This is a genomic window from Enterococcus sp. 9D6_DIV0238, assembly GCF_002174455.2.
GTDB classification, from domain to species: domain Bacteria; phylum Bacillota; class Bacilli; order Lactobacillales; family Enterococcaceae; genus Enterococcus_L; species Enterococcus_L dunnyi.
This window is the reverse complement of record NZ_CP147246.1, coordinates 2,975,232-2,999,339: the sequence shown is the minus strand read 5'-3', so window position 1 is coordinate 2,999,339 and position 24,108 is coordinate 2,975,232. Positions and strand designations below refer to the sequence as shown.

Annotated in this window: 27 protein-coding genes and 1 other annotated feature; of the genes, 7 read left to right on the top strand and 20 right to left on the bottom strand. The window is 37.3% G+C overall.

Translation table 11 applies throughout. The features are described 5' to 3' along the window. Positions 1-161: 161 nt before the first annotated feature. Positions 162-1,154, bottom strand: coding sequence for an alpha/beta hydrolase (locus tag A5889_RS14145; protein ID WP_087639442.1), 993 nt, complete (start codon positions 1,152-1,154; stop codon positions 162-164). Positions 1,155-1,296: 142 nt separating this feature from the next. On the opposite strand from A5889_RS14145, the gene A5889_RS14140 reads away from it, so the two are divergent. Continuing rightward, positions 1,297-1,734, top strand: a complete 438-nt coding sequence (locus A5889_RS14140) for a GNAT family N-acetyltransferase (RefSeq protein WP_087639441.1) — start codon at positions 1,297-1,299, stop codon at positions 1,732-1,734. Positions 1,735-1,811: 77 nt separating this feature from the next. On the opposite strand, the gene A5889_RS14135 is transcribed toward A5889_RS14140, so the two are convergent. The 3 genes from A5889_RS14135 to recX form a co-directional block, all read right to left on the bottom strand. Then, a complete protein-coding gene (locus A5889_RS14135) occupies positions 1,812-2,345 on the bottom strand; it encodes a nucleoside tri-diphosphate phosphatase (RefSeq protein WP_087639440.1) in 534 nt (177 codons plus the stop codon). Positions 2,346-2,807: 462 nt separating this feature from the next. Next, positions 2,808-3,983 (bottom strand): A/G-specific adenine glycosylase, encoded by a 1,176-nt coding sequence (mutY, locus tag A5889_RS14130; RefSeq protein ID WP_087639439.1) that lies wholly within the window; start codon positions 3,981-3,983, stop codon positions 2,808-2,810. Beyond that, entirely contained in the window at positions 3,973-4,773 is an 801-nt protein-coding gene (gene recX, locus A5889_RS14125; protein WP_087639438.1) for a recombination regulator RecX, read from the bottom strand. The genes mutY and recX overlap by 11 nt, the downstream gene beginning before the upstream one ends. A gap of 160 nt (positions 4,774-4,933) precedes the next feature. On the opposite strand from recX, the gene rlmD reads away from it, so the two are divergent. Then, positions 4,934-6,304, top strand: a complete 1,371-nt coding sequence (rlmD, locus tag A5889_RS14120; RefSeq protein ID WP_087639437.1) for a 23S rRNA (uracil(1939)-C(5))-methyltransferase RlmD — start codon at positions 4,934-4,936, stop codon at positions 6,302-6,304. A gap of 88 nt (positions 6,305-6,392) precedes the next feature. Here the strand turns inward: rlmD and A5889_RS14115 are convergent, their stop codons facing one another. The 5 genes from A5889_RS14115 to A5889_RS14095 are packed head-to-tail and all read right to left on the bottom strand — an operon-like array spanning position 6,393 to position 10,594. Further along, positions 6,393-7,190, bottom strand: a complete 798-nt coding sequence (locus tag A5889_RS14115) for a histidine phosphatase family protein (protein ID WP_207114626.1) — start codon at positions 7,188-7,190, stop codon at positions 6,393-6,395. 20 nt (positions 7,191-7,210) lie between these two features. Further along, positions 7,211-8,635, bottom strand: coding sequence for a glycoside hydrolase family 1 protein (locus A5889_RS14110; protein ID WP_087639435.1), 1,425 nt, complete (start codon positions 8,633-8,635; stop codon positions 7,211-7,213). An 18-nt stretch (positions 8,636-8,653) separates the two neighbouring features. Next, positions 8,654-8,998, bottom strand: a complete 345-nt coding sequence (locus A5889_RS14105) for a PTS lactose/cellobiose transporter subunit IIA (protein WP_087639434.1) — start codon at positions 8,996-8,998, stop codon at positions 8,654-8,656. 4 nt (positions 8,999-9,002) lie between these two features. Beyond that, the gene (locus tag A5889_RS14100) at positions 9,003-10,256 is read right to left on the bottom strand and encodes a PTS sugar transporter subunit IIC (protein ID WP_087639433.1); all 1,254 of its coding nucleotides are present in this window, start codon (positions 10,254-10,256) and stop codon (positions 9,003-9,005) included. A gap of 17 nt (positions 10,257-10,273) precedes the next feature. Beyond that, a complete protein-coding gene (locus A5889_RS14095) occupies positions 10,274-10,594 on the bottom strand; it encodes a PTS sugar transporter subunit IIB (protein ID WP_087639432.1) in 321 nt (106 codons plus the stop codon). A 237-nt stretch (positions 10,595-10,831) separates the two neighbouring features. Between A5889_RS14095 and A5889_RS14090 the strand changes: the two genes are divergently transcribed. Then, complete coding sequence (locus A5889_RS14090; protein ID WP_087639431.1) at positions 10,832-12,730, top strand: BglG family transcription antiterminator; 1,899 nt, start codon at positions 10,832-10,834, stop codon at positions 12,728-12,730. A gap of 53 nt (positions 12,731-12,783) precedes the next feature. Here A5889_RS14090 and A5889_RS14085 read toward each other — a convergent pair whose 3' ends face one another. Next, on the bottom strand, positions 12,784-13,026 hold the full coding sequence (locus A5889_RS14085; protein ID WP_087639430.1) for a GlsB/YeaQ/YmgE family stress response membrane protein: 243 nt from the start codon (positions 13,024-13,026) through the stop codon (positions 12,784-12,786). A 370-nt stretch (positions 13,027-13,396) separates the two neighbouring features. Here A5889_RS14085 and A5889_RS14080 point away from each other — a divergent pair, with 370 nt between their 5' ends. Further along, positions 13,397-14,290 (top strand): membrane lipoprotein lipid attachment site-containing protein, encoded by an 894-nt coding sequence (locus A5889_RS14080; RefSeq protein ID WP_087639429.1) that lies wholly within the window; start codon positions 13,397-13,399, stop codon positions 14,288-14,290. A 317-nt stretch (positions 14,291-14,607) separates the two neighbouring features. On the opposite strand, the gene rplL is transcribed toward A5889_RS14080, so the two are convergent. From rplL to A5889_RS14055, 5 genes are all read right to left on the bottom strand, one after another. Next, a complete protein-coding gene (gene rplL / locus A5889_RS14075) occupies positions 14,608-14,976 on the bottom strand; it encodes a 50S ribosomal protein L7/L12 (RefSeq protein WP_087639428.1) in 369 nt (122 codons plus the stop codon). 59 nt (positions 14,977-15,035) lie between these two features. Beyond that, a complete protein-coding gene (rplJ, locus tag A5889_RS14070; RefSeq protein WP_087639427.1) occupies positions 15,036-15,536 on the bottom strand; it encodes a 50S ribosomal protein L10 in 501 nt (166 codons plus the stop codon). A gap of 151 nt (positions 15,537-15,687) precedes the next feature. Further along, positions 15,688-15,817: a sequence feature (ribosomal protein L10 leader region), on the bottom strand. A 312-nt stretch (positions 15,818-16,129) separates the two neighbouring features. Next, positions 16,130-16,819, bottom strand: a complete 690-nt coding sequence (gene rplA, locus A5889_RS14065; RefSeq protein ID WP_087639426.1) for a 50S ribosomal protein L1 — start codon at positions 16,817-16,819, stop codon at positions 16,130-16,132. A 108-nt stretch (positions 16,820-16,927) separates the two neighbouring features. After that, on the bottom strand, positions 16,928-17,350 hold the full coding sequence (gene rplK, locus A5889_RS14060; RefSeq protein WP_087639425.1) for a 50S ribosomal protein L11: 423 nt from the start codon (positions 17,348-17,350) through the stop codon (positions 16,928-16,930). A gap of 249 nt (positions 17,351-17,599) precedes the next feature. Further along, entirely contained in the window at positions 17,600-17,962 is a 363-nt protein-coding gene (locus A5889_RS14055) for a hypothetical protein (protein WP_087639424.1), read from the bottom strand. 152 nt (positions 17,963-18,114) lie between these two features. On the opposite strand from A5889_RS14055, the gene sdaAB reads away from it, so the two are divergent. Then, complete coding sequence (sdaAB, locus tag A5889_RS14050; protein ID WP_087639423.1) at positions 18,115-18,783, top strand: L-serine ammonia-lyase, iron-sulfur-dependent subunit beta; 669 nt, start codon at positions 18,115-18,117, stop codon at positions 18,781-18,783. Between the two features lie 20 nt (positions 18,784-18,803). After that, complete coding sequence (sdaAA, locus tag A5889_RS14045) at positions 18,804-19,679, top strand: L-serine ammonia-lyase, iron-sulfur-dependent, subunit alpha (RefSeq protein WP_087639422.1); 876 nt, start codon at positions 18,804-18,806, stop codon at positions 19,677-19,679. A gap of 59 nt (positions 19,680-19,738) precedes the next feature. Here the strand turns inward: sdaAA and A5889_RS14040 are convergent, their stop codons facing one another. The 4 genes from A5889_RS14040 to rpmG all read right to left on the bottom strand — a co-directional run bounded on the left by A5889_RS14040 (position 19,739) and on the right by rpmG (position 21,741). After that, positions 19,739-20,608, bottom strand: coding sequence for an alpha/beta fold hydrolase (locus A5889_RS14040; RefSeq protein WP_087639421.1), 870 nt, complete (start codon positions 20,606-20,608; stop codon positions 19,739-19,741). 84 nt (positions 20,609-20,692) lie between these two features. Then, entirely contained in the window at positions 20,693-21,235 is a 543-nt protein-coding gene (nusG, locus tag A5889_RS14035) for a transcription termination/antitermination protein NusG (protein WP_087639420.1), read from the bottom strand. A gap of 165 nt (positions 21,236-21,400) precedes the next feature. Further along, on the bottom strand, positions 21,401-21,571 hold the full coding sequence (gene secE, locus A5889_RS14030) for a preprotein translocase subunit SecE (protein ID WP_087639412.1): 171 nt from the start codon (positions 21,569-21,571) through the stop codon (positions 21,401-21,403). Positions 21,572-21,588: 17 nt separating this feature from the next. Further along, on the bottom strand, positions 21,589-21,741 hold the full coding sequence (gene rpmG, locus A5889_RS14025; RefSeq protein ID WP_087639411.1) for a 50S ribosomal protein L33: 153 nt from the start codon (positions 21,739-21,741) through the stop codon (positions 21,589-21,591). A gap of 147 nt (positions 21,742-21,888) precedes the next feature. On the opposite strand from rpmG, the gene cbpA reads away from it, so the two are divergent. Continuing rightward, positions 21,889-22,536, top strand: coding sequence for a cyclic di-AMP binding protein CbpA (gene cbpA / locus A5889_RS14020; RefSeq protein WP_087639410.1), 648 nt, complete (start codon positions 21,889-21,891; stop codon positions 22,534-22,536). A gap of 137 nt (positions 22,537-22,673) precedes the next feature. Here the strand turns inward: cbpA and A5889_RS14015 are convergent, their stop codons facing one another. Beyond that, positions 22,674-24,005: an IS1182 family transposase gene (locus A5889_RS14015; protein ID WP_140405313.1), complete on the bottom strand. Its 1,332-nt coding sequence runs from the start codon at positions 24,003-24,005 to the stop codon at positions 22,674-22,676. Positions 24,006-24,108 lie beyond the last annotated feature (103 nt).

The window sequence follows — 24,108 nt, the reverse complement described above, 5'->3', positions numbered from 1 at the left end:
ATCAACTCAAATTCTTCCATTGTGGTTCTCAGCAAATGATCAATACTCTCTTACGAAGATCTGATACTATTTTATATCTGAAAAAGTTCAATTTCTTACCTATAGATTTTAGCATACCTTTTCCTATATAAGATAGCAATACTTCTTTGGACCTATAAAAATCACCTCTGTTTATACTTGTTCAAGAAAGTCAAGGTGTCTTTAAATGCAATTTTCGCAGGTTCTGATTTCATTTCAAATTGGTACTCATGAGCTGTTTTATATTCTGATTTTGGAAAGAATCGTTGACTGACAGAAATATCTTTAGAAGCCAATGTTCTGACTAACTTTTTACCTTGGTTCTCAAAGGATAGCGTATTGCCGTCTGTGATATAGGCAGGTGGAAAATCTGCAGTAACAAAATTGGATATTACAGAACTCTCTGCCAATTTACCATGAAGCCAGTTTTTATCCCGTGCATAGCCCCAACCGATTTTTTGAAACATAAATTTAACTGGCGGTATTGAATAGGAGTGGACGACCTCTGGTACATCGTATACGCCACAATAAAGTAAACTACCTTTAATTTGATCTTTTTTTATTACTTGATCGATATTCATAAGTTCACGATATGCTTCGTTCGTTTGTGTTGTGATAAATTGACTTGCGATTTGAGCTCCGGCAGAATCACCTGCGATAAAAAGATTATCCAAATTGATCGAATAGTTTTCGGCATGCTTTTTTAAATAGGCTAAAAATTCTGAGGTCTGAACGACTGGTATAGGATATTTAGTTTCTGGAACAAGTGCATAGTTCATTACAGCAACTGTATATCCTTCTTCAGCTAGTTTTGTTGCAAATTCTTTTTCTTCTAATTTATCTCCACCAACAAAGCCACCGCCATGTACCCATGCGATAACGGGTTTTCCTGCCATTTGTTTTTTAGGCAAATAGAGATCAAATTGATTATTTTTATAAGCTGATGTATAGGACTCATTTACAAAAACTGTTACATTCCCATCCTCATATTGATTTGCTCTTGTTTCCTTAGGAATTTTAAACGCTGTATGCTTTGCGAAAAAGATTACGGGATAAGGTGAGATATTGATAATAATAGCAACAATGATAAACAGAATAGTAAATATCCCCAAAATATACACAAATTTTGCGTTCAAGGTTATCCCTCCTTTTCATTTATTCAACAGAATAGTTAAGATTTCAATTATAACTGATCTATAACTAAAAAAGTTACAAATCTTTATTTCAACAATGATTTTAAGGTATAATAAATAAAATAATAAGAGTTAGAGGTGCCAAATGAAAATCGTTCAAACAAGAGATACGATGAGCGACATCTATTTAGATGCCGTTCAAATCCGTCATCAAGTATTCATGCTGGAGCAAGGGGTTCCTAGCGAGATAGAAATCGATAAATATGAAGCAATGTGCATTCATTTTGTCTTATATGGTGATGATAACAAACCCATCGCTACTTGTCGCCTATTACCACTTGAAAATGATAGGATAAAACTACAACGAATGGCTGTTCAAAAAGAGTATCGAGGTAAAGAATACGGCCGGATCATTGTAGAAAAAGCCGAAGAATTTGCAAAAGAGCAAGGATATAAAGTGATCACTTTAGGTGCACAAATCACTGCTTTGGGATTTTATGAGCGGATGGGTTACGTTAAAGAAGGCGATATGTTCCTTGATGCTAATATAGAGCATTATCAAATGAATAAAACGCTACAGTAAAAAAATAATAAAACAGCAGCCAAAACATCTACTTGTTTTAGTTGCTGTTTTATTATTCACTTAACATCTTACATTCGCTATTTTCTAGATAGCTCCTGATAGCGTTGGTACCAGATATTCACATAGTCTTCAGAGAACGGACCTTTTCCACTATTAATCCAATCCACTAATGTCTTCACATTTTCTTTTAGAATAAAATCGATATCTTCCGGATACTCCATGATTTTACTGTGAAACTCGTATTCGTCTACATCTAACAAACGTTTTTCTCCATCAGGAAAAACCTTGATATCCAAATCGTAATCGATATACTTCAATGCTTCATCATCTAAAAGATATGGTGACGCAAGATTGCAGTAATAAGAAACCCCCTTTTCTCTGATCATCGCTATTATGTTGAACCAGTATTTTTTATGAAAATAAACAATCGCTGGTTCCCGAGTAACCCATCGACGCCCATCAGACTCTGTCACCAAAGTATGATCGTTAACGCCAATCAAAGAATACTCGCTTGTTTTCAATACCATAGTATCTCGCCATGTTCGATGCAAATGTCCATCGTGTTTGTAACTTTGGATCGTTACAAATTCACCTTCTTTTGGAATTGCCATAGTCCCCCAACTTTCCCTCGTACGAAAAATCGCATATCAAAGCTGATTGCGCTTCGTTTGGGTGTTCATTACACCGATATCACTATAATTATATCATAATTTTCAACTTTGCATACTAAGGAGTTTGATTTCTTACGACTGTTTTAAATGAAATACTATAAATTACGTTTAAATAACTTTTAGTCTATTATATTTCATAATAAAAAATCCAGCTCTAAATAGAGCTAGACAAAAAAGGGTGCTATATTTGGTTTCCGCTCGAAAATTTCAATCCACTAGCTCTAAACAGAGCTAGACTGTGAAATAGGCTGAAATATCTGACATATCCCAGCCGTTCCACGACTAAGGCGATTATAACATTAAATATAAATGAGAAAACAGCCTTTTACAGCTGAAATCTTAAAAAATTTCGGTGCGAATCTCCTAGCTATTTCATGGGCACTTAACGTTCGCACCAACTAATTATTTCTTCATTCTAAATTCTTTTTGATAAAGTTCTACCATTTTTTGCTGCGGCTTTGGAAATACATAGTTTGAAAATTCTTCTGGAGTTATCCAATTCTGATTGTCATTGATAGAAATTGGACCTGTTTGTCTTCCATAAAACACCAGAATATGCCATTTTAAATGGCTAAAAATATGAACGACTTCTCCCAAGTTTCGCTTTTGCCAAACAACCTGAGGATACTCTTCAAAAATCTCTGAATTTTCTTCTGCGACAAAAAGTGTTTCTTCAAATTCAAGAGATAACTGTTGTTCTTCTTTTACCCGTGATTTTTGTAGAAAATCAAATCGTTCCTTGCTGACTTCCTCTATCGGAAATAGCCACATATTCGCTAATAACCCTTTAGCACTACGCTGCTCCAGCAAGAACTCCCGTTGATTATTTTCGATGATCCCACCTACATAATAAACATCTTTCGGTTTTTGTTTCTTTGATTTGACTGGATAATCAGTCATTGTATTCATTTCATAACTCAAACAATATTGCTGAATTGGGCATTCCTCACATTTAGGCGACGTTGGTGTACAGATCGCTGAACCTAGATCCATCATTGCCTGATTGAAATCCCCCGGACGCTCCTTATCGATGATTCTATACATCGCTTCTTCAAAAACTTTGCGGCTGCCAGCTTTTGCAATATCATCACTGATTTCAAATAAACGGCTGACCACACGCATCACATTTCCGTCAATCGCTGGTTCTGGCAGTTGAAAGGCAATGCTGCCGATCGCTCCTGCCGTATACGGTCCGATTCCTTTCAATTGCCTGATTTCCTCGATCGTTTGGGGCATTTGGCCATCAAATTCTGTCATGATCTGTTGCGCTGCCACTTTTAAATTTCTAGCTCGGGAATAATAGCCCAGCCCTTCCCAAGCTTTTAATAAACGATCATCAGGTGCTTCAGCCAGGTCTTTGATCGTCGGAAACCACTCCATAAAACGATAATAATAATCGATCACAGTATCGACACGTGTCTGCTGCAGCATGATCTCTGAAATCCAAATACGGTATGGATCTAAATTGACGCGCCATGGCAAGTTACGTTTTTCTTTTTCATACCAATCAATAAATTCTTCTTGAAAAGACTGAAGTTTTTCTGTGCTCCATGTCTCCCAATATTTTTCATTCTTCATCCTCTAATTCCTTTTCATCAAAATATTGCTGGATCAATTCTGAATCAAACTGCTTTTGAAACAGACTTTGTTTGACCTTCATCGAGCGTTTATAAGGATCAAGCTTACGGTGTTTCTCCCAAAGCTTATCTCCTTCTTTTTTGATTGCCTCTATCTCTTGTTCCTCATCCCGTTCAAAAGCTAACCCTTCAAGCGCTAGATCGATCACCTCACGGTTAAATCCTTTTTGCATCAGGTGAATTTGAACTTTCTGCAATGCCTCTCTAAAACTTTTCGTTCTATAGCGTTTCATTGCCTTTTGAGCGGCAGCGGCAGCGACTTCAACTTGATCTTCCATTGCATAAAAAGTCAAACCATGCTGAATATCTTCATCGCTCAGCCCTTTGCGTTTTAGTTGTTGTTCGATCATCTTAGGCCCTTTATCACTGGTTCGCATCAAAGTCCGTACATAACTTTCACTGAAAGATTTATCATCCAGCAGATTCATCTCTTCTAACCGAGCAACGATTTTTTTTCGATCTTCCGGTAAAATCTCTTTCTCTTTCAAATGATCAAGAATTTCTTTTTTCGAGCGTAATTGATAACTAAGATAATTTAAAGACAGCTGCAGACCAACGTCATACGAACCAGCTTTTTTTATTTGTTCGATCATTGTATCAGTTAGTTCTTGTCCTTTTAATAAGCGCTGACGGACGAGTGTATCTTCTGATACGCGTAATTTTTCTCCCGAAGACAGCCAGACTAAATAAAACTGCCCTTTGTCCTTCGTGATTTTCGTGATTGTTTCCATCTTCCTCCGCCTTTCTAGTGAGAACATATATTCTACTATAACATATAAATGACAGAAGCTAAACCAGTCAAATTGTGCTAAAATAGGATGAAGTAAAAAAGCAAAGTTTTAGAACAACTACACAGTACTTAATAAAATCATGAAATAAAAGGATGAAACCATGACCACACATCAATTAAAAGAAGGCCAAAGTATTTCTTTGAAGATAAAACGTTTAGGCATCAACGGAGAAGGTATCGGGTATTATAAAAAGACGATCGTTTTTGTTCCAGGTGCTTTACCTAAAGAAGACATTTCTGTAAAAATCACAAAAGTCGCTCCCCGCTTCGTGGAAGCACAACTAACAAAGATCATTAAATCCGCACCTGAACGTGTGGTACCGCCTTGTCCTGTCTATGAAGAATGCGGTGGCTGTCAATTACAGCACCTTGCTTATCCAGCTCAATTGACGTTTAAAAAGGATCTATTAAAACAAGCCTTGAACAAATTTAAACCAAGAAATTTCGAGAAGTATCCATTGCGAAAAACAATCGGGATGAAAAAGCCTTGGAATTATCGGAATAAAGCACAATTTCAGTTACGGAAAATCGACGGAGAAATCGAAGCGGGACTCTATCAAGCGGATTCACACCACTTAGTTCCGATCGATGATTGTCTCGTACAGCAACCCGCTACAACAAAGGTTATGAACGCTTTAGTCGAATTATTAAATAAATATCAACTGCCGATCTACAATGAACGCAAAAATAGCGGTATCTTCCGTACATTGATGGTTCGTGTCGGCATCAAAACCAATGAAGTTCAAGTCGTTTTTATCACTCAATCAAAAAAGTTCCCGCAAAAACATGTATTGATCGATGAAATCACCCAGCAGCTTCCCGAAGTTGTGTCAATTATGCAAAACGTTCAAAACAAGCGGACATCGATCGTTATGGGTGACGAAACGATCCATTTATGGGGAAAAGAAAGCATCGAAGAAAAAATCAACGAGGTCACTTTTGATTTATCACCAAGAGCCTTTTTCCAATTAAATCCGGAACAGACCGAGGTTTTATATAATGAAGCGATCAAAGCATTAGATTTACAGGAAAACGAAACCGTTGTCGATGCTTATTGCGGTGTAGGTACGATTGGTTTAAGCCTTGCTAAAAAAGCTAAGGAAGTTCGAGGAATGGACATCATTCCTGCGGCGATCGAAGATGCCAAACTCAATGCTGAGCGCTTAGGTTTCACCAACACCCATTATGAAGTCGGCACAGCAGAAGAGTTATTGCCGAAATGGTTACAGGCTGGCTTTAAACCCGATGCAATCGTCGTTGACCCACCTAGAACTGGATTAGACCAAAAGCTGCTGAATGCGATCATGAAGCAGCCGCCTAAAAAAATGGTCTATATTTCTTGTAATGTATCGACCTTAGCAAAAGATCTAGTTGATCTAGCTAAAGTCTTTGACATCGATTATTTACAATCAGTAGATATGTTTCCACAAACAGCACGTTGTGAAGCTGTGGTAAAATTGACTAGAAAATAAACAGCTTTTTCAGAGTAGAATAAACTAAGAACCGTACAATGCAAGGCATGCATCGTACGGTTTCTCTATTCTTTTACATCTATATGTTCTATTCTTTTCCTTTTTCCAAATAACTTAGGTCACCGATTTTATCAATCGTAAATGTATCATCTTTGACTTTGACTGTTGTTACACTACAATTTTTGATGTCTTCTCCTTGATAGCCTCCTGGAACTAATATTTCCAAAATCGTCGGGATTTCACTACCATGAGCCACGATCAACACATTCCCGCCGCCTTTTACTTTCGCTTCTACTAAAATTTGGTCCATTGCTTCTTTCGATCGTTTAACGATCTGTTTGTAATTTTCAGCAGTGCCAGTTTTATCATTTGCGGCAATTTCATCAGCGATCTCTTCATCACTTAATTTTCTTGTCAGTTCTCCATATTGAGTCCATTCCTCATCAAATTTTAGCCCATTTTTTTCAAAAATCGGTGTCCACATATCCGCATTATCCCGACCTTCATAGCCGCCATAATTCCATTCCCTTAATCCTGATAAGGTCTCCAGCGTTACTCCTTTGCGATCGCCTTCATCGAGTATATGATTTGCCGTAGACATGGCTCGGCCTAAATCACTCGAGTATGCTAAAACAAAGGGTGTTTCTTTTAATCCTATCGCTAATTCCTTGGCTCCTTGCACCCCTTCGTCAGTCAGCGGCGTGTCAGACCAGCCCTGAACTTGGCCTGTTTTATTGAACATCGTTTTGCCATGTCGGACAAAATATAAGGTTGTTTCTTGTTTCGCTTTCGTTTCAGATGCTTTTGTTTTCTCAGTTGTTTTTCCAGTACTGCAGCCGCTCAACAAAAATACTAAACCAACAAATACTACCCAACTCTTTTTCACTATCGAACTCCTCCAATCGATTATAAAGCTTCCCCATTCGTCTCGATCACTTGTTTCATCCAGGCATAGCTATCTTTCAAATAGCGTTTTTGACTGCCTTTGCCATAATCATCCTGATCCACATAAATAAAACCATAACGCTTGCTCATCTCTGAAGAAGAACAGCTGATGATATCGATCGGCCCCCACGCACAATAGCCTCTAAGATCCACACCGTCTTTGATTGCTTCTTTCATTTGTTCGATATGCGCTTTATAATAATCGATTCGGTAATCATCGTGGATCGTTCCATCTGCTTCCAGTTTGTCATAACAGCCGATCCCATTTTCAGTAATGTAGATCGGACACTGGTAACGGTCATAAAAAGAATTCAGCAATGTTCTTAGTCCTAAGGGATCGATCGTCCAGCCCCAAGGATTTGCTGGTAATTCTTTATTTCGGTAAGGTTCATCATGCTTTGCATCACAAATTTGCGTATAGTAGTATGAAAAGGACATATAATCAGCTGTATTTTTTAAAACTGCTTCATCCTCTTCAGCAAAGGTGAGCTTGATTCCCTGCTCTTCAAAATAGCGAAACGCATAGCCTGGATAGTATCCTCTCAACAATACATCCGCAAAGAAATACTGCATTTGATTGATTTTTAATGTTGCCAATACATCTTCCGGCTGACAAGTCGCAGCGTATTCCGGTCCTCCACATAGCATCATGCCAACTTCATAATTTTCATCTACTTGATGCGCATATTCAGTAACTGCAGCAGAAGCCACCATCATATGATGCACCCCTTGATATTTTGCCTCCAGCAAATTATCTACTTTATCCTCCGCAATTCCTAAGTGATTGAAGGATTCATGCCCGATCAAATTGATCTGATTGATCACGATCCAATATTTTACTTTTCCCTTGTAACGATCTAAAATGACCTTGGCATAACGAATAAAGAAGTCTGCAACTTCCCGTGAGTACCAACCTTGATACTTCAATGTCAGGTTCAAAGGAATCTCATAATGAGAAAGAGTGATCATCGGTTCCATCCCATTTGCAATGATTTCATCGATCAGTTTGTCATAAAACTGGAGTCCAGCCTCATTTGGCTCCAACTCATCGCCATTTGGAAAAATCCGTGACCAGTCAATCGATGTTCTAAATAATTTTAAGCCCATATCGCCTAAGAGCTTCAAGTCATCAGGATACGTTTCTTTGAAGTTGATTCCCCATCTTTTCGGAAATACTCCCGTCTTGCTGTTCAAAGCTTCTTCAATATAACTAGTCGATATCTCTGCATTTGAGCGCTTTTCTAAAGGCAAATCTGCTCTAAATTCATTGATATCAGCAACACTTGTGCCTTTGCCTTCATATTCATAGGCTCCTTCACATTGATTTGCTGCAACAGCGCCGCCCCATAAAAAATCTTTTGGAAACCCTTTTGGTACTTGATACATCCGTCTTACCTCTTTTCTTTATTGTTTTTCAAGTTGTTGTAGTCGTTCATCGATCTGCTTGGCTATCTTGATCAAATGATTCGCCATATTGATCTCACTATAAATCGTCATCAATGTATCCTGTGCGTGTGTAAACAGTAGTGAATGAGGATGTTCTTCTGCTTCTTCTTCCATTTCACTTTGAATCGCTTTTGTCTGTACCTGATGTGCTTGTGTGATATTGCTTTTTGCAAGCTTCATTTCTTCATTTGCTGTATCAAAATCATTTTTCTCAATAGCAACAAGTGCATTTCGGCAATTGACTCTGGCATCTCCAGCATATAAAATGATTTTCATGGCTTGCTCTGATAATAGATCATCCATCCTTTTAAGCCTCCTTCAATGATTGGTTTTCTGCTTTTACTTCTTGATCGTCGTATGCTTTGAAAAATGGATACCAAATTGCAGCCGAGAGCATAAAAATCACGACCATCAAAATCAAACCTGTGATCGTTCCAGTGGTAAACCATGTCGCAAACGGAAACGGACAATACCACAGTTCAAATTGAACTTTAGGAATCGGTGCAAATGGGATCACTTTCGTAAAAATATAAATCACGATCGGTAAAATGATCCCCTGAAGCCACATCGGGATCATTAAAAGCGGATTCCAAGCAACCGCACCAAAAATCACTGGTTCATTGATGTTAAAAATCGAAGGTGCAATACAGGCTTTCCCCAAAGCACTGATTTTTTTTGAACGCGCCCGCATCATCATCAAAACAAGCGGCATCGTACAACCGATTCCGCCAATCCAAAGATACGCAGAATATAACGTGCTGCTAGTTACCAAATTCAATGTTTCAACACTTGCTGTACCATTTTGAACAAGAGCGATATTTTCAGCGATCGCTTTTAATAAAACAGGCTGTACCACTGGCGTCAAGACCCACGTTGAGATTCCCATTGAGTACAAGAAACAAATCAAGAACATCATACCGACAAAACCGCCTGGTGATTCCATAAAACTTGATAATGGCATAAAAATACTTAAAACGATATTGTACAGATCGACTTTCATGATCAAGACAACGACCCAGCCGAAAATCACAATGATTCCGATCGGCAGCATCGAATCAAACCACGCTCTAACAAAATCCGGAATCACCGATTCTTCTTTGAAGAAAGAGAATTTGCCTAGCGTCACCAAAACGAATCCTGCGATCAGCCCAGCTACGATCGCCACAAACATTCCACCAGCGCCCAAAGCATCGTGACCAAAACCAATGACACTATCTTTTTCCACTTGCGGTGAAATGATCATCAAAAATAAGACCAAACCACTCATACCAGCAACGATCCGCTGTTTTCTTAATCTTTTTTTTTCCATTAAATTAAATGGAATCAAAAAAGCAACAAATAATGAAATTTTCCCCATCGTCCAGCCAAACGGTACCCAAAAACTTGGTAATGCTGGAAAGTAATCATTTAGAATCGCCAGCATTGAAAAGACTGATCCTAAAAAGATAAACGGCAATGTTTGCATGATCGAATCCTTGATACTAACGATCCAAGGATTGTTGTTCACTTTATTCATCTTTGGTGAAAAACTATTTTCCAGCCAGAAAATCAATTTGTTCATCACTTACTCCTCCTTTTTTATTCTTCTTCCTTCATTGATGCTAATAAGTGCTCGATCGCAGCTTCTCCGTCAAGTGTTGCATAATATTCTTTCTTCATCAGAATTACTTTTACTGGAAATCCATGAATGATCTCATCGATTTCGTCAATAATGTACTCAAGGTGAGGCCCAACCATCAGCGCGTCGATTTCTTCAATATAATTTTCAATTTCCGACTCACTTCTAGCAACAATATTCATATTCAGGTCCTTGGACTTAGCTGCCTTTCGCATATTTGCTGCCATAAATCCACTGCTGGCACCTGATCCACAAACTAATAACACATTCAATTCACTCATCTTTATTCCTCCTATTTTTCAAGATCGACGTATTTACGTAACTAGGCTGCTGCATACAAACGGTATATCACTTAATTGAAACAGCTCTTTGCTACACTTTCATCTTCAACTTTTTTTTAAACAGTTTCAAATATACTTCTTTCCTCTCACAAGAGTTTTAGCGGAAACAACTATACTTGATTTGCCGTTTGAAAATCTCAATAATAAGAAGTACAAAAGGGAAAGAAGGTGAAAAATGTGTCGTTAAACAAAAAGGAAGCAGAACTGATCAAACTATTGTCCCAGCATCATGACTGGTTATCTGCCGCTTTTTTAGCTGAAACGTTATCTACTTCGACTCGAACGATCCGCAATTATGTTACTCGAATCAATCAATTGACTGAGCATGAAATAATCTGTTCTTCCAGACAAGGCTATAAAATCAATGATGCCGTCCAAATCGATGACATTCTCTCTCTAAGCAAAAAGGAAATTAATACACCTAAAGACAGAATAAATTATTTGGTGAACTTATTGATCCAGCATCATACTATAAATTATTTTGAGGCCGCTGAAACATTGTTTGTCAGCATTCCGACCATTGAAAAAGACTTGCTTCGTTTACGTAAAAAAATGGAAAAATATCGTTTAAAAATAATTAAAAACGGACAGCATCTTACGATGATTGGAGAGGAAATCGATTTTAGAAAGCTTACGAGTGATTTGCTGCAAGATGAAGCATTACGTAATTTCCAGTCACTTGACTATGTTCAGACGATTTTTCCAGATGTTCCTATTGAAACGATTCAAAAAATCGTTGTCGAGCGTTTAAGTAATCAGCATCTCTATGTCAATGGCTATGCAATCAATAGTCTATTACTACATATTGCAATTGCTATCGATCGTCTCTTACATCATCAACGCTCAGATATAGAAATGACTTCAGAGCTTCTCTCAGAAGATCAGTTAGAATATAAGATTGCCACTGATATTGGAAAAGACATCCATCAAGCTCTATCTATCGAAATGGATCTTTATGAAATTCATAACTTGGCTCTTTTACTGATGACAAAAATTTCTCCTGCAAATGAAACCTTTTTAAGAGAGTATATGGATACCAGCATTTATGCCTTTATTTCCCAAACAATGGAAACTGTTGCAGAAAAATATTTTATTACTCATATCTCAGAAGAATTGATTTTGAACTTAGCCTTACACGTTTCAAATTTAATTTCACGAGCAAAAAGAGGCAAACAAGTCAGTAATCCTCTTTCCGAAGAAATCAAACAGTCTTATGCTTTTATTTACGAAGTAGCGATTTTTATTGCCAAACAAATTCAAAAACAAATCAATATTCCCATTTCTGATGATGAAATCACATTTATTGCACTTCATATTGGTTCTTATTTTGAAGAAAAATTCGAAACAGAAAATAAATTGAATTGTGTGATCTATACACCTGAATACTATGACATGCACAAACGCTTAGTTTATAAGATCAGCGATATTTTTAAGAAAAGTATAAACATAACAGGCGCATTCTATCGTTTAGATGAGCAAAGTCGCTTAGAGATGAGCAATTCCGATTTAGTTTTGTCTACGATCGAACTCAAGGAATTTTCTAATACAGTTCAACTCTCACCTTTTTTGTCTGGGAAAGATATCGATAAGGTTCAAAAAGCGATCAATAGGTTGAAACAACAAAAACTTGTTGCTGATTTGAAAGAAAGTATTGGCAAGTATCTGACTTCTGAACGTTTTGAGCGAAATGTTTATCTATCGTCCGAATATGACTATATCGACTATCTAGGGAGTAAGTTGATTGAAAGTCAGCATATCGAGTCTTCTTTCATCGAGCTGATCAAAGAGCGTGAAAAAATGTCCGCAACCTCTTTCAATAACTCAGTTGCATTACCTCATGCAATTGAAATGAGCGCAAAAAAAACGGGCATTTCGATCATTCTGAATGATCGGCCAGTTCAGTGGGGCACTCATTACGTTCAAGTCATCATAATGATCGTCATGAACCAAAGAGATATGAAAAAGTTTCGGCAATTATTTGATTTTATGATAGATACATTTTCTACAAGTGAAAAACTAGAACAATTGTTACTAGTCCAAAATTATGAAGCTTTTATAGAAAAATTATTTGATTAGCACAAAAAAACCGCTTGGAAACAATGCTTCCAAGCGGTTTTTACTGAAAATACTTATTTTTTACCTAAAAAGAATGAAACGACTGCCACTAAAATCACCGCACCGATGATTGAAGGAATCAAAGCCATTCCAGCAAGCTGAGGACCCCAGCTACCAAGTAAAGCTTGACCGATCGATGAACCGACTAAACCCGCGATAATGTTGAAAATTATGCCCATAGATTTGCCTTTACTAGTGATTGCGCCAGCAATTGCGCCGATCACACCACCGACGATTAATGTCCATAACCAATGCATATTCATGTCCTCCTTCACAACAAAATTTAAAAATAAAAATGAGTACTTATTTATGCTAACAAATTCTATTATTTCATGCGAAAGATATGCATCAAAATGAGAAAATAATGAAATTTTCCATTGCAATGGATGATTAGAAGCTTCAATTTTATATAAAACTTTCGTTCTATTGTTAATCGAATCTACTAAAATGTCTAAAGAATATAAAATTCTAAATAAGTCTCACTTTATTTCATTTTCATGATATTGTTATCGCTTACTATGACTGATATAATATAAAAAACAAGTTAATAATTAGCTATTGACTTGTTTTTACTCATAATTTTATGAGAATATCCAAAAAATATCACACAATGAAAAGGGGAGTAAAATGAAAAAATTTATTTTGTTAGCTGTTGGGGTCAGCCTTTTAGCTGGATGTAGTTCTGGCGGAAAAAAAGAAAATGTTAAAACAAATAGTTCAACGAAAGAAACTACGGAAATGACCAGTTCTTCAAAAGAAGAGAGCAAAGCTAAAGATGAACCTGAGTCAGTTGAATTTGTCGCTAAAGGAGACTATATCGTAGGGACTGATATTGAACCTGGAACTTATTATGCTGTTTTGACTGAATTAAGCCATGGAGAAAGAGATACTGACAAAAATGCTTATGTGAGCATGAATGTTCGTGGTAATACTAGAAAAAGTGAAATGCTTAGAGATGTAGGAGCCAAACAACGATTGATCTTAAAAGAAGGTGACACGATCACTTTTGATGACAATTACTCTCCAAGCTCTTGGACAGTAAGTTTTTTAAATGATTCAGATTTCAAAAAATATATGGGCGGTAAAGATACGGATACTTCAAGCTCTAGTTCAAAAGAAGCTCCTTCTTCTAGTTCTAAAGAAAGTACTCCTTCTAGCTCTAAAGAAGAGACAAAAGCTTCTGAAAAATCTGAATCTACTGCATTTAAGCCTACTGATGTGTCTGATGAAACAATTAAATCGATCAAAACCTATGAAGATTATCTAGCGATGTATCAAGCGATTATCAATAACTTCTTATCCGAATATGAAGCTGCTGTAAAAGATACTGTGCTTTATGATCAAGCATCTTTTGAAGAACAAAAAAAACAATATGACCAAGCTCTTGAATCACAAAAGAAACAATATTCTAGCTACGGTAATAAGAAACTAGCTGGAAAAGATACGCTTGTTGATTTCCTTATTTCTTACAGAGATAGCTTAACTGAGATGACAAAGAGTATGAAAGAATCCTTACAATAAAGAAAGGCCTTCGGGTCTTTTTTTATTGTAAAAACAACAATTTTTCAAGTAACTTGTTCCAATAAAGCTAAATTTCTATATTTTATTTATAGAAAATTTCAAATAAATACTATTATCTGCCATCTTTATTGCTTAAAGATACTATGATCCTGTAAAAAGTTTGCTCACTAAAAATTCATCAAGATAAATCGATCATTGTTACACACTGGAAGTATATTTCTTTATTTATATGAAAGAATAAAAAATCAAGTTCATCAAAACAAAAAAAGTCAGAACCCTTATTGCTAAGGATTCTGACTCGAAATAATCAAATTGAATTATTTTAATGTTACAGAAGCGCCAACTTCTTCTAAAGCAGCTTTTAATGCTTCTGCTTCTTCTTTAGATGCGCCTTCTTTAACTGGTGCAGGAGCGCCATCAACTACAGCTTTAGCTTCTTTCAAGCCAAGACCAGTTGCTTCACGAACTGCTTTGATAACTTTAACTTTTTGATCTCCAGCTGCAGTTAATTCTACAGTAAATTCAGTTTGTTCTTCGCCGCCGCCAGCTGCAGGACCTGCTGCTGCTGCAACAGGAGCTGCTGCTGATACGTCAAATTTTTCTTCGATAGCTTTAACTAATTCGCTTAATTCTAAGATAGTTGCTGTTTCTAGTTCAGCAATAATGTTTTCAATGTTTAATGCCATTTGAATTTCCTCCATTTAATTTAAAATTGTTTTTTTAGTTTGTGTAAATTAGGCTGCGATTAAGCAACTTCTTCTTGTTTGTCTGCCACTGCTTTGACAGCGTAAGCCACGTTTCTGACTGGCGCTTGCAATACAGATAATAGCATAGAAAGTAATCCATCGCGGCTTGGTAGTTTTGCCAAAGCTGTGATTTCTTCGATAGAAGAAACTTTCCCTTCGATAACGCCACCTTTGATCTCCAATGCTTTCGCATCTTTCGCGAATTCATCGATGATTTTAGCTGGTGCTACTACGTCTTCATTACTGAAAGCGACAGCAGTTGGACCAGTAAATACTTCGTCTAAACCTTCTAGACCTGCTTTTTTAGCTGCACGTGAAAGGATAGAATTTTTGATAACTTTCATTTCAACGTTTGCATCACGTAATTGTTTACGTAGGTTTGTTACTTCTTCTACTGTTAAACCACGGTAGTCTACAATAACAACTGAAGATGCTGCTGAGAATTTCGCTGCTGCTTCTTCAACTAGGGTTTCTTTTTTAGCGATTGCTGCTTCACTCATTTATTTTCACCTCCTGAATAGTGATGGTGGAGTTTCGACGTATATGTAGCAAAAAAATCTATTTTGCCACAAAAAGTTAGTAACAATAACGAAAACTTCGCTCACTTTGTTCGCCAAGTATTGTTTTACATCGTCTTTTTTTCAAAAAGTCGTGTAAAACAACAAAACTCCATGCCACCGTTGACATAGAGGGACCATTGATCTATTTCATCAATCATTGTCCTCGGTAGGAAATTAAGACTTGCGTCACCTACTGTCTTCGGTACAGTTAATTATTAACCTCACTCACTTTACCACAAGGTAAGTGAGTGAGTCAAGAATAATTTTAAAAATCATTCAGCTTTTCTATTGATCTAGTTCCATAGACCAGATTGCTCGACAAATAGATAAACTTCCTTCAAAGATAAAAACCATCTTTGAGTAAGTTTTCTAATTTGCTCACAACCTAACTGGTCTATTGTACTTTTCTATTGATCTAGCTTTATGAACTGAAACTTCGGAAAAAAGACAAATACTATTGGTGACAAAAAACGTCACAAATAGTATTTTCTATTTTTCTGTCAGTCTCGAACGAGTTCATTCAGCTTTTCTAATTAAAATGAAGCTTGGTCAACGTGGATTCCAGGTCCAAATGTTGTTGTTACTGAAATGTTTTTAATGTATTGACCTTTTGCTGCTGATGGTTTAGCTTTCAACAATACGTCGTTGATCGTATTGAAGTTTTCAACTAATTTTGCATCATCAAATGATACTTTACCGATCGGTACGTGGATGTTACCAGCTTTGTCAACACGGTAAGTTACTTTACCAGCTTTTACTTCGTTGACAGCTTTTGTTACGTCCATTGTTACTGTACCAGTTTTAGGGTTAGGCATTAGACCTTTAGGACCTAAGACACGACCTAATTTACCAACTTCAGCCATCATGTCTGGAGTTGCTACAACTACGTCAAAGTCAAACCATCCACCTTGGATCTTTTGAACCATGTCAGCATCGCCTACGTAATCTGCACCAGCTGCTTCAGCTTCTTTTGCTTTTTCGCCTTTAGCGAAAACTAAAACAGATTGTGTTTTACCAGTTCCGTTAGGTAATACTACAGCACCACGAATTTGTTGGTCTGCTTTTTTAGGGTCTACATTTAAACGGTAAGCAACTTCAACAGTTGCGTCGAATTTTGCAATATTTGTTTCTTTAGCTAAAGCGATCGCTTCTGCTACTGGGTAAACTTTTGTTGATTCAACTTTTTTCAATGCTTCTTGCATTTTTTTGCTCTTTTTAGCCATTTTGTTTCCTCCTTGATTGTGGTTATAACGGTAGAACCTCCCACGTAATTCATATCTTTAAATATGAAATAAACTGAGAAGCTACTTCTTCGGGACGATAGAATAAAATTATTCTACAGTGATTCCCATGCTTCGTGCAGTTCCTTCAACCATGCGCATTGCTGACTCAACGTTAGCTGCGTTTAGGTCTGCCATTTTAAGTTCAGCGATTTCTTTTACTTGATCGCTAGTTACTTTAGCTACTTTAGTTTTGTTTGGCTCACCAGAACCTTTGTCGATTTTTGCAGCTTTTTTCAATAATACTGCAGCTGGTGGTGTTTTAGTAATGAATGTAAATGAACGGTCTTCATATACAGAAATTACTACTGGAATGATCAAACCAGCTTGATCAGCTGTACGAGCGTTGAATTCTTTAGTGAATCCCATGATGTTGATACCCGCTTGACCTAGTGCAGGACCTACTGGCGGAGCTGGTGTTGCTTTACCTGCAGGAATTTGCAATTTAACTAATTTTTCTACTTTTTTTGCCACGAGACATACCTCCTTGAGTCCGTGATGTGGTTAATTGGAGATGAAGATTTCTCCTCCCACGTCAGTCCTTCTTTGTTTGAGCAAAGAATTATGATGTACAAAATTGCACACTAAGTCAGTATACACTCTTTTTATCCGTATTTCAACAGCTTACTAAATAAAAATGAGCAAGTTATCTGTACCCATGCCAAAAATAGATCCCAAAATCTAGTTCTTTAGGCTCAGCACATACCGCTTGCTCTTTTTTATCTATTTGATATATCCACTATAAGTAATAAACCAGATAATACCTGGTGCTTGGCTATGATGAGATTCTTTCGTCAGATAGCCTGATTTTTTACCGTTGCTATACCATCGTAAAACAGGAGGAAATCCTGCAGTTGTAACATGGATTCTGACAAATTCCGGCTTGCCATCGCTCTGCGGAAACAATGGCTTGATTCCATCGCCTATAGTGATCGTGTCTATTTTATTAAACCTTATATTGACGTTCCCTTCTTTTACTATCCGATCATTGCTGCTTTCAGCACTTGCTACTGCAACATTCCCAGCAAAACAACTACAGAAAATCACCATTAAACCTGCAAAAGTCATCATTCTAATTTTTTCCATCGTTTTATCTCCTTTTTTCTTTTTATACATTAAATATAACATTAAGTTAAAATAAATTCAATTTTTATTCTCTAGTATTATTTATACAAATATGATAGACTTTCGTTAGCAAAAATCTACGTTCAAAAATAAGAAAATAGGTGAATGAAATCATGGAAAATTTACGTTATAAAAGTGTCTTTGACATTATTGGTCCAGTAATGATCGGTCCTAGCAGTTCCCATACTGCAGGAGCAGCACGTATCGGTAAAATCGTCCGCAGTATTTTCGGAGAACAGCCTGATACTGTCGATATTTATTTATATGAATCGTTTGCTAAAACCTATCGCGGGCATGGGACCGATATTGCTTTAGTCGGAGGATTATTGGATATGGAGCCTGATGATGAACGATTGGCAGACTCATTAAAAATCGCTCATGAACAAAATATGGAAGTCCTATTTGTGCCACTCAAAGAAAAAGCAGAGCATCCCAATTCAGTAAAATTACTCGTCTCTAAAGGAGATCGTAAATTGTCAGTTACTGGAATTTCGATCGGCGGCGGTAATATTCAAATTTCCGAGCTGAATGGTTTCAAGATTTCGTTGACTATGGGAACTCCGACATTTATCATCGTCCATCAAGATGTTCCTGGAATGATCGCTAAAGTGACCAACCTTCTTTCTGAAACAAATATCAATATTGGCACAATGACTGTCACACGGGAATCGAAGGGTGAAAAAGCTATCATGATCATTGAGATCGATCATGCAGATATTGGGGACATTACTATGAAACTAGTTCAGATCCCTCATATTTTCAGTGTAAATTATTTTGATTAAACGAAAGGAGCAGTAAAAATATGTTTCTATCAATAGAAGAGTTAGTAGAACAAGCAGCAGCTTACCCTTCTGTGGCTGAATTGATGATCGCAACAGAAATCGAAAATCATGGTCATAGTCGTGAAAAAATCATTGAGACAATGGAACGCAACCTTGCAGTTATGAAGCAGTCGATCGAAGAAGGTGTCGCTGGTGTGACATCAGTCACTGGTATCACGGGAGGGGACGCAACCCGATTAAATACATATATTCAAGCTGGAAATTTTTTAAGCGGCGAAACGATTTTAACCGCTGTTAGAAATGCGGTTGCTGTAAACGAAGTCAATGCCAACATGGGCTTGATTTGCGCCACTCCGACAGCTGGAAGTGCTGGGGTCGTTCCCGGTGTTTTGATGGCAGCTATTGAAAAATTACATTTAACACATGAACAACAGCTGGATTTCTTATTTACTGCTGGCGCTTTTGGCTTGGTGATTGCCAATAATTCCTCTATCAGTGGTGCAGAAGGCGGCTGTCAGGCCGAAGTTGGTTCAGCCAGTGCAATGGCCAGTGCTGCTTTAGTCAGTGCTGCCGGCGGCTCCGCCGATCAGTCTGCTCAAGCGGTTGCGATCACTTTAAAAAATATGATGGGGTTAATTTGTGATCCTGTCGCTGGACTTGTTGAAGTTCCTTGTGTGAAACGCAATGCCTTAGGTTCCTCACAAGCATTTATCTCAGCAGACATGGCACTTGCCGGCATCCGCAGTGTCATACCACCAGATGAAGTCGTAGCAGCAATGTATCAAGTAGGACGTCAAATGCCTCAAATCTTCAAAGAAACTGCCGAAGGCGGATTAGCGATGACACCAACTGCTCAACGGCTGACAAAAGAAATCGCAAATAATCAAACAAAATAAGCTAAAAAACTGTTGCACTCTCCATTGAGTTTCATCTGGAGTGCAACAGTTTTTCATTTTTATTTTTCAGACAGCCACAAAAAGTTTGCAACAGCCTGATCTACTTCTCTATTTTCATGCAGCTGACTATGCTGTGCGTTTTTCCCATAAAAGATTTTTTCTTGAACACTATTTCCATGTGCTTTAAATAAGGCTACTACGCTTAGTGCATCTGCTACTGGAACGATTTCATCACTTAAACTGCCGTCCTCTATATCTCCGGCAAGAATCAGTACAGGCATTCCTGCTGAAACTTTATTGATCCCGTTTGCATAATCTGCATAGCGTTCACTTTGAACAGACGGTCCATTTGCAAGCAATCCATCAATCGTCTCCCCTTCTGACAATTCAACAAAATTATTGAAAGGAGCGGCAATCGCAACAAATTTTTGAACTGCCGGTAAGCTTGGATCATCGCCATATGTCGTCAAATACCTTAACGCACTGACGCCGCCCATTGAATGTCCGACAAGATCGACTTGATCGATTTCAAATGTATTTCGAAGATAAATCAGGCAATTCTTGATCCACTCCGCTTGGTTCCATTCATTATTTTTATTATCTTCAAATAATACTTGGATACTTGGATTGTCCTGTTTTCCCGTAAGATTTCCTGAAGCTTTCACTTCTCCTTCAACACTTACCGTTAGAACAAGTTCTTTCTTCGTGACGCGATCTGCTTCTAGTCGTTTGATCATTCCGCCAAAAGAACCGCTGCCGCCACTATAACCATGAATAAAAAGTGTAGGAACTGCTGATTTTAACTTAGTTTCACTAGAACTTGTCGGGTCTGATGAAGGTTGCTTCTCCACTATTTTTTTACTTGTACAGCCTGTAAAAAGAAGCGCTAAACCAATCAGAACTGTATAAAACATCGTTTTTCTTTTCATAACCGAACCTCCATAACAATAAAATCAAAAAAAGCAAGCCAAACCGAATCTCCAGTCTTGACCTGCTTTAGTATATTGGATCTTTTAAATTGAATCTACTTGTTCAAAGTCTAGCTCTGTACTTGTTTCACGACCGAACATATCGATATTTACTTTCAGTTTTTGACGTTCTTCATCTACTTCAGTCACTTCTCCTTCAAGTCCAGAGAATGCTCCTTCAATGATTCGAACCGTGTCTCCTAAAGAAACATCTAGATCAGACTGACGAGTACTCATACCGATCGAACGCAAAATGTGGTTGATCTCTTCTTGTAATAACGGTGCTGGTTTACTCCCCGCTCCATGTGAGCCGACAAATCCTGTAACACCTGGTGTATTACGGACAACGTACCAAGAATCATCCGTCATCGTCATTTCTACTAAAACATATCCTGGGAATGTTTTATTGACGATTTCTTTTTCTTTCCCATTTTTTATTTCTGTGGCTGTTTCTTCTGGAACAACAACACGGAAAATAAAATCACCCATTCCCATGCTTTGCGCACGTGATTCAATGTTTGCTTTGACCTTATTCTCGTAACCAGAGTATGTATGAAGTACATACCAATTTTTTTCAAATGATTCCATTTTGATGCAGCTCCTTTGATTTTATAGTAAAAATGATCATTCAAGAATCGTAAACATCTAGTTAAAACTCATTTTCTTTTGTAAGTGAAAATAAAAAAACCTCAGTTCCCCGAAGTTTTTCTCCACTGCAATTATAGCATCGTTTCTGCTAAATTACTAGTTTTATTATTTAAGAATCCAGCCAAACACTGTTTGAACTGCAGTATCCATGACAAAGAACAATGCTGCGAAAATAATTGACGTTTCAATAACGACCAATGTATCTTTGCGTAATTGTTTTTTTGATGGCCAAGTTACTTGTTTCATCTCATCTTTAACACTACGTAAAAACTTCATTTGAGTCCCTCCAATATCTATTTCGTCTCTTTATGTAACGTGTATTTTTGACAGTATTTACAGAATTTCTTGATTTCTAACCGTTCTCCACGTTTTCCTTCACTGACGGCTTTAGAATAGTTTCTGGAGCCACAATCTGAACATGCAAGTGCTGCTTTTTTGGTTGCCATTGTTCAACCTCCTCTATTCAAAAATTTACTAACTAACATTATCATTCTTTTGACAGAATGTCAATCTATACTCAATAAACTATGGTTTTCAAGGGAATTATGGTATGATTAGCTTGTCAGAAGAATTTATCCTACGGGGGGCTTATCATGTTATTAAAATCCGTTGTTATCAAAAAGAAAAACCTTACAACTGTCAATGAATCTTGTACTTTAGAAGAAGCATTGAACATCCTTGAAGATTCAGGTTACCGCTGTGTGCCGATTCTTGATGAATCAGAAAAAATCTTCCGAGGAAATATCTATAAAATGCATATCTATCGCCATAAAGCAAACGGCGGAGACATGAGTCTACCAGTGACTTATTTATTGAAGAATGCCACTAAGTTTATTTTTGTGAATACTTCTTTCTTCAAAGTATTTTTCACGATCAAAGAGTTGCCTTACATTGCAGTTCTAGATGAAAACAATTATTTTTACGGCATTTTAACACATAGTACGTTATTAAATATTTTGGCGCAATCTTGGAATATCGAACGCGGAAGCTATGTTTTGACGATCGCAACAACTGGAAGACAAGGTGATTTAGCTGCAATGACGAAAATCATTGCTAAACACAGTAGTATTGCTAGCTGTATCACTTTAGATATTGGCGAAGATGAGTTTATCCGCCGTACATTGATTACTTTACCAGCTGAAACAACTGAAGAAACTTGTGCTCAAATAGTTGAAAATCTAGAGCGTAAAAACTTAAAAGTTGTTGAAATCGAAGATTTAAAAGCAAATAATGCAGAATAGATAAAAAAAGAGCTTGCACGGTGCAAGCTCTCAGACTGTAGACAAATACGTTCAACATTCAGAAAATAGAGTGTTGAGCGTATTTTTTTATCTTAGTATCAAAATCAAAGCAAAAAAATAAAGGCATTCGCCTTTCTCTAGCCCCACAGGGCTAATTTCTTTAAATTCATTGCAGCAAAAATCAGTCTCGTATGCACTGCGACTTTTTCCAAGGTTCGGTATTTTGTCCAACGCATCCCATGCTTCTCTTTTGCATCGGCAAACACTCTTTCAATAGTTTCTTTACGTTTGCGGTATGTTTCTCGATTGAAGGAAGTATGACGAAGATGTTCTGCATTCTCCAACCCAGCTTGCCAAATATGACGGGTCACTACTTTTTGATGATTTTGACTTCTTGTGCACTGCTTCAATTGCGGACAATTCTGGCAAATGTAAGATTTTGACTTATATTCACGGTATCCCTCTCGAGTAAGTGTAGAAAAATGTAAGGGTTGATTTTCAGGGCACAGGTAACAATCGTAGTATTCGTCATAGACAAATTGATTTTTGGCTAGTAACGTTCGATCACCTCTAGGTCGTGTATAAGGAAGAACAGGGTGAAGTTTTCTCCGTCGGAGAAATTCTATAAAAGTGGCAGTTTTATACCCAGCATCAGCTGCTACAGCATGTATCGCTGGAAATTTAGTACAGATAGAGGCAACTAGATCAGGAGCAATTTGACTATCATGACGGTTACCAGGCGTTACAATGACATCTAAAATGAATCCGTGTTCATCACAACCAGTATGAGCAGAATAAGCAAATTGTTTCTCTCGTTCTCCTTTTACATAATACCCGCTCTCAGGGTCTACTTTACTTATTTTTCGTTCTTTCAGCTCACTTTCTGTCGGGAAAGTAAAAGGGCGCTTTCCTGCCTTGATGCGTTCCTCGTTAATTTCTTTCTCTAATTCTGATTGATAGGCTTTTGCTTCAATATGCGTCATTTCTCTAGTAAAATAATGCTTGTTTGCATTAGCTTTGATATGAGTAGAATCCATATAGAGAACATCTTCCGTAATCATCCGAGCCTTGACAGCTTGTTCCAGTATGTAGGCGAAAATATCTTCAAAGAGTGTAGTTTCTCGAAAGCGGCGAACATAGTTTTTTCCAAAGGTAGAGAAATGTGGAATGGTTTCATTGAAATCGTAGCCTAAAAACCAACGATAAGCGACATTAGTGTCTATTTCTTTTATCGTTTGACGCATGGAACGGATACCAAAGAGATATTGAATGAAGACGATTTTGACTAAAACCACAGGATCAATACTTGGTCGACCTAAGGTCGAATAAGTTGATTCAACAATTGGATAAATGAAGGTAAAATCAATTGCTTTATCTATTTTTCGGATCAAGTGATCTTTTGGGACAAGTTCTTCCAAGGAAATCATCATGTATTGATCCCTTCCATTCATTGGGTGTTTTGACATCATTTTTTACGCGCTCCTTTAAAACGTTTTCATACATTAAGTATAAAAGAAAAAACTGTAGACGTCATCCTTTTTTAGGACTTTGTCTACAGTCTGAGAGCTTGCA